Raw genomic sequence first — 2,327 nt, 5'->3', positions numbered from 1 at the left:
GGTACAGATTTGTTTTGGTGTTGTAAAACATCAAAGCGAATACCACCCGCAAGTGGTTACATAACCCTTTACGGATGGTTCGGAGAGATGGTATCTACACACCATTTTAATATCGGCGGTGCCATTGGCTTACATTGGTTATCGGAACAGCCACTTTTGGCCCGATGATACCATTGGCGTCGATGACACAAGCCCCAGCACGGTGTTGGATATGTGATAACTGTCAAAGGGCGCCTGTCACGATCGAGGTTAATCGTTGGCCTCGATGTCGGATGGCGCCAGTTGCACTGCGCGCGGCGCAAATCACACCAAGCTTGTACGATCGAGCTGGCGCTTATGCCGAGTAACGTATAGGCGGCATAGAAAGGGAAAGTGATCTCGTTGGGTTTCGGATTTTCATTCACTGTCACTAGCGTCGATTCGGCGGTGCACCAATGATCTTTAAATCCGCTTTTCTTCGCTTTTTCATCGTCGCGTAGAAATTCTCGTGCGAGCTGATATTAAGCAGGTAGAGTTCGAGTCTGTTTTCAACCCAAGCGTAGCCAAGCAACACCTCTTGCCTGTCGAGCTTGAACTTGTGCACCCAAAGATAAGACAGATCGCCTTTTTTCTGGGTGCCGAGCGTGGGCTCTTCAATGATTCTATCTATCTGATCCTCGACCACTTCACATTGCGCGTCGGACAGCTTGTTCATCTGCTTTTCAAAAACACGAGAGACGAAAACATCAATCTGATTGTCGTGGGGTCCGTCGCTCATAACGTTTTACCTTACCAAGTTTGACTTCTTCAGATGCAATCAGGGCTTCTTGCACAAAGCTATAGGGTAAATCAGGGTTCTCAGTCATGATTTTCCCAATTTTTGCCCAATACTCAATTTGCTTGGGCACAGAGCGCATTTCAGCTTCTGCATGCACTTTTACATCTGACACAAACTCATCATCTAACCGTACACTGGTTGGCATGATTCATTACCTCGCTTATATGTCTGTACAAGTCATTATGCGACAAAATGTCGCGCCTTGCAATTTGTTTAAGGCTGCGTGCCTGGCGTAATGCGCCAGTTGCACTGCGCCAGTTGCACTGCGCCAGTTGCACTGCGCACGGCTTATATCGTGATAATTCTTGATCATGGGCAGGGGGGTATGCGGCCGGGGTGTTACCGACCGCATAAGCTATACCAGCGAGCCTAGTTCAGCGCGTTGATGATGACGATTTCTCGTTCAAGGTTTTCTTTCTCTGTGCCTGTTGCCGTAGCGAGTTTTGCTTCACGAACGGCCAGTGCTTCGGCTTTTTCTTCTTTGGTGTTAAAACGTAAGCCTTTTACGTTGATCGCAGCAACGTTGGTATAACGCCCGTCGTCGCTACTTGGTACATCAATTTGCTTGCTGTTGACCAAATCTTTAATGATATTGCGTGTGTTAGTGTCAATATCTAGACCTTTTAACTGCCAGCGAGCCATAGGTTTGCCGGTATAAACGCCACCTTTTTCCTCTGTTAGATAGCGAATAGTCATATTTCTGATGGTACCTTCTTCTTCACCATAAGCTTGTTCTGAGTCGAACAGCACCGGAAAATCTTTTCCTTCTAACGCGCCACCTGCTTTGGTCAGGTGCCCCATTCGATAACTATTCATCCCGAGGTTTATCTCGGTTGTATCGGTAATTGGCTGTCCATCAGCAAAGGCTAAATCTGTTATGCGTTTTCCTGCCGGTTGAGTAAGATCAATGGTATAGGTGACTCCCGCAAAAAAGTCATTGGTTGAGTATTTCGATGCGCGACGTTCAGGGTTAAAGCTATAGGTGACATCACCCGGTTTGACTGAGTTGAAATAGTCAGCGGACCATTCCATATATTTGCGTAGATCTGCCCCGGTCATTTGATAGACAGTAATTTCGCCGCCAGCATATTGATAGTTATAGGCGATATCTTTTGCTTTAATCGGACCGACGTTTAGCTCGGCATTGTCATTATCAATTTGCAGAGCAATCACGTTGGCTTTTGGTGCATAGAAAAAACTGGCTTCTTGGAACAGTGCACTAATGCCAGTATCTTGAATGTGAACTTGCGGGATCCCTCGGATCTCATTCTGGGGGACCAAATCCACCCCTCTTAATTCCGCGACTTCGCGGTTTGCCATCGCACGAAGGCGTTGGTGGTAAGGCTGGTACAAGGTTTCCATTTCTGGATCTGACGCTGTGCCTTTAATTTTATAAGTAAAACTATCTTTGTTATACCCAATTAACTTGAAGATGCATGATTGAACATCTGAAAGTTATCGTTAATACGAGACGTCAAAGACCCTGCGATCTCAGGAAGAGTCACAGTAA

Annotated in this window: 3 protein-coding genes; all 3 read right to left on the bottom strand. The window is 46.4% G+C overall.

Annotated features, from left to right (window positions below):
• Nucleotides 1–409 precede the first annotated feature (409 nt).
• Nucleotides 410–757: a type II toxin-antitoxin system RelE/ParE family toxin gene (locus BZJ21_RS15185; RefSeq protein ID WP_077670243.1), complete on the bottom strand. Its 348-nt coding sequence runs from the start codon at nucleotides 755–757 to the stop codon at nucleotides 410–412.
• Nucleotides 726–962 carry a TA system antitoxin ParD family protein gene (locus tag BZJ21_RS15180; RefSeq protein ID WP_021023597.1) on the bottom strand — a complete coding sequence of 79 codons (237 nt, stop codon included), beginning with the start codon at nucleotides 960–962 and terminating at the stop codon, nucleotides 726–728. Before BZJ21_RS15180 ends, BZJ21_RS15185 begins: the two co-directional genes overlap by 32 nt.
• A 224-nt stretch (nucleotides 963–1,186) precedes the next feature.
• A complete protein-coding gene (locus BZJ21_RS15175; RefSeq protein ID WP_236719587.1) occupies nucleotides 1,187–2,179 on the bottom strand; it encodes a 5'-nucleotidase C-terminal domain-containing protein in 993 nt (330 codons plus the stop codon).
• Nucleotides 2,180–2,327: the final 148 nt, after the last annotated feature.

The sequence above is a fragment of the Salinivibrio costicola subsp. alcaliphilus genome, from assembly GCF_001996185.1.
GTDB lineage: Bacteria > Pseudomonadota > Gammaproteobacteria > Enterobacterales > Vibrionaceae > Salinivibrio > Salinivibrio costicola.
This window is presented reverse-complemented; position numbering and strand designations above follow the sequence as displayed.